This is a genomic window from Streptomyces flavofungini, from assembly GCF_041028215.1.
GTDB classification, from domain to species: Bacteria; Actinomycetota; Actinomycetes; order Streptomycetales; family Streptomycetaceae; genus Streptomyces; species Streptomyces flavofungini_B.
This window is the reverse complement of sequence record NZ_JASKYR010000924.1, coordinates 1-3378: the sequence shown is the minus strand read 5'-3', so window position 1 is coordinate 3378 and position 3378 is coordinate 1. Positions and strand designations below refer to the sequence as shown.

The following is a 3378-nucleotide window of genomic DNA, read 5'->3' as shown; positions in this document are numbered from 1 at the left end:
AGCTACGTCCAGCCCCTCGACGTCCTTGAGGTGCTCGCCGGGCGGCCCTCCCCCGACGCCCTCGTCGTCGGCACCCTGCGCGCACCCCGCATGGTGCTCGGGCTGCTGGTGGGGGCCGCCTTCGGGGTGGCCGGAGGGCTCATCCAGGCCGTGGCGCGCAATCCGCTCGCCAGCCCCGACGTCATCGGGATCAGCCAGGGGGCCGCCGCGCTGACCGTGGGCGCCATGACCTTCGGGGTGACCTCGTACGCCGCGCTGCCGTATCTGTCCGTGCTCGGCGGGGTCTGCGCCGCCGCCCTCGTCTACGTCCTCGCCTGGCGCGGCGGACTCCACGCCACCCGCTTCGTCGTCATCGGGATCGGCGTCGCCGTCGCACTGCGGTCGCTGACGACGCTGTTCATGACCAAGGGCGACTACGCCGTCGCCCAGCAGGCGCAGATCTGGATGACCGGCTCGCTCAACGGCCGCGGCTGGGCCGAGGCCCGTCCGCTCGGGCTCACCCTGCTCCTCCTGCTGCCGTGCGTCTGCTGGGCGGCCCGCGCCCAGCGCGCGGTCACGCTGGACGACGACACGGCGACCGCGCTCGGGACGCGCCTCGGACCCGTACGGCTCGGGCTCGTCCTGCTCGGGGTCGTCCTCGCCGCCGTGGCGACCGGCGCCGCGGGCCCCGTCGACTTCGTGGCGCTGCTCGCGCCGCAGACCGCCCGTCGCCTGACCCGCACCGCGCACCTCCCGCTGTGCTGCTCCGCGCTGCTCGGCGCCCTGATCGTGGTCCTCGCCGATCTGCTCGCCCGCAGGCTCCTCTCCCCCACGGAACTGCCGGTCGGCGTACTCACCGCGGCCGTCGGCGCGCCGTACCTGATCCGGCTGATCGTCCGCAGCCGCACCGTCCGCACCGGAGGCACGCCGTGACCGTCACCGCCCGCGCCGACGCCCGCGCCCGTCTGACGGCCAGGGAGCTGACCCTCGCCTACGAGGACCGGACGGTCGTCGAGGGGCTCGACCTCGCGGTGCCCGACGGCCGGGTCACGGTGATCGTCGGCGCCAACGCCTGCGGGAAGTCGACCACCCTGCGGGCCCTCGGCCGCCTCCTGAAGCCGCGGGGCGGCGCCGTCCTCCTCGACGGCGAGGAGCTCGCCAAGCTGCCGACCAAGCGGATCGCCCGGCGGATCGGGCTGCTCCCCCAGTCCCCCGTCGCCCCGGAGGCGATCACCGTCGCCGACCTCGTCGCCCGGGGCCGTCAGCCCCATCAGCGCTGGTGGCAGCAGTGGTCGGCGGCGGACGAGGCCGCGGTGGCGCGGGCGATGGAGCACACCCGTGTCGCCGGGCTCGCCGACCGCCCCGTCGACGAACTCTCCGGCGGCCAGCGCCAGCGCGTCTGGCTCGCCCTGGCCCTCGCCCAGGACACGGATCTGCTGCTCCTGGACGAGCCGACCACCTACCTGGACGTCGCGCACCAGGTCGAGGTCCTCGACCTGGTGCGGCGGCTCAACCACGACCGGGGGCGCACGGTCGTCGTCGTCCTGCACGACCTCAACCAGGCCGCCCGGTACGCCGATCACCTCATCGCCATGAAGTCCGGCGCGATCGTCGCGGAGGGCACGCCCGCGCGGATCGTCACCGCGGAACTGGTGCGCGAGGTCTTCGGCCTGGACTGCGTGGTGGTGCCGGACCCCGTGACCGGCTCCCCGCTGGTCGTCCCCGGCGCGCCATGGGCCCCCGAGGCACCGGCGAGCACCCCCGTGTCACCCCCGCGAAAGGCATCCCCATGACCCGTTCCCGCACGGCCCGCTTCCCTGCCCCGGCGCGCCGCCGCGCGCTCCTGACCGGCTCCCTGGTCCTGACCGGCGCACTCGCGCTCGGCTCCTGCGGTTCCTCCGGCCCCGACGGCTCGGGCGGGTCCGGCGCCACCCGTACGGTCAGCACGGCCATGGGCGACGTGAAGGTGAACGCGCACCCCCGGCGCGTGGTCGTCCTGGACACCGCCGAGCTGGACTCCGCGATCTCACTCGGCGTCAGGCCGGTCGGCTCCACGCACGTCGAGGCGGAGTCCGGCTTCCCGGACTACCTCCCCGAGGACAAGGTCAGCGGCATCAAGGACGTCGGCGAGATGATGACCCCGAACATGGAGGCCATCGCCGCCCTGGAGCCGGACCTCATCCTGACCTCAAAGATCCGGCACGCCGCCCAGTACGACCAGCTCAAACAGATCGCGCCGACCGTCATGACGGAGACCACCGGCTACCCCTGGAAGCAGAACTTCCGGGTGCACGCCGACGCCCTCGGCAAGCGGGCCGAGGCGCGCGAGGTCGTCGCCGCCTACGAGGCGCACGCCAAGCAGGTCACCAAGGCCATCGGCGGCCCCACGAAGGCCAGGTCCACGCAGGTCAACGTCGTGCGTTTCATCGAGGGCGCCGACATCCGCCTCTACGGCGACCAGAGTTACATCGCCACGATCCTCAAGGACGTCGGTCTCGGGCGCCCGCCGATCACCGCCAGGGCCAAGGACGGCTTCTCCTACGACCTCTCCCCCGAGAAGATCGACCTCGCCGACGCCGACGTCATCTTCCGTGCCACGTACGGCGATCCGGCCAAGGCCAAGCAGACACGGACCGTCGGCAGCAGCCTGTGGAAGAACATGCGGGCCGTGAAGTCGGGCAACGTCCACACGGTCGACGACGAGCTGTGGATACAGGGCATCGGCTATACGGCCGCCGGGAAGATCCTCGATGAGCTGCGGGCTGACCTTCACGGACGGTGACGCTGGGAGCGCCAGAACAGGAACAGCGCGGAGGCGATGGCCGCGCCGCGCACCACCCACGGCCCCGTCTCCGCGAGGGCGTCGCTCATCCGGCCCTCCCTGATCGGGTCGCCCCAGCGTCCTTCGCTGCGGCCCCACAGCCAGGTGAGCCCGGCGGCCACCACGAGCGCGGGGATGCCGATGATCGCGGTCTTCACCTCGGCGCGGGGGAGCCTGCGGGAGGCGTAGGCGATGAGCCAGCCGACGCCGAGGGCCAGCCAGTTGCCGATGACCGCGCCCACGACGAGCAGGGCGGCGGCCAGTACGAGCAGCGGGTTGCTGAACCCTCCTCCGGCGAGCGGCCGCAGCCGGGGGCGCCACCTCCGGCGCCCGGCCGCCTCGTCGGCCGCCTCCGCTTCCTCGTCACCCTCCTCGTCCTCCGGCACCGCCTCCACCGGCTCTCCCGGGCGCGCAACCTTGTGGCGGCGGTCGCGGACGTCGTCCGGGGACGGCGGGGGCTTCAGGAGCTCGGGGATCTCGACGCCCCCGACGAAGCCGGGGACACTGTCGCCGATGCCGAAGGGGCTGCTGTCGTACCGCCACCAGTCGGGCTCGGAGCCGCTGGGTCCCAGCTCGTC

General features: G+C 73.5%; 3 protein-coding genes and 1 pseudogene. 3 read left to right on the top strand and 1 reads right to left on the bottom strand.

Annotation, left to right across the window (positions count from 1 at the left end):
* The 3 genes from AB8Z36_RS36615 to AB8Z36_RS36605 all read left to right on the top strand — a co-directional run.
* Window positions 1–912 (top strand): FecCD family ABC transporter permease (locus tag AB8Z36_RS36615; RefSeq protein WP_369217703.1); only part of this gene is annotated, 912 nt, incomplete at its 5' end.
* A complete protein-coding gene (locus AB8Z36_RS36610) occupies window positions 909–1772 on the top strand; it encodes an ABC transporter ATP-binding protein (protein ID WP_369217702.1) in 864 nt (287 codons plus the stop codon). The genes AB8Z36_RS36615 and AB8Z36_RS36610, both read left to right, overlap by 4 nt.
* Window positions 1769–2761 carry an ABC transporter substrate-binding protein gene (locus tag AB8Z36_RS36605; RefSeq protein ID WP_369217701.1) on the top strand — a complete coding sequence of 331 codons (993 nt, stop codon included), beginning with the start codon at window positions 1769–1771 and terminating at the stop codon, window positions 2759–2761. Before AB8Z36_RS36610 ends, AB8Z36_RS36605 begins: the two co-directional genes overlap by 4 nt.
* Here the strand turns inward: AB8Z36_RS36605 and AB8Z36_RS36600 are convergent.
* Window positions 2749–3378 (bottom strand): annotated as a pseudogene (locus AB8Z36_RS36600) (hypothetical protein); the annotation flags it as partial. The gene AB8Z36_RS36605 and the pseudogene AB8Z36_RS36600 sit on opposite strands and share 13 nt — an antisense overlap.

Coding starts and splice junctions, on each gene's coding strand:
- AB8Z36_RS36605 (WP_369217701.1), top strand. CDS start 1,769: ATGACCCGTTCCCGCACGGCCCGCTTCCCTGCCCCGGCGCGCCGCCGC.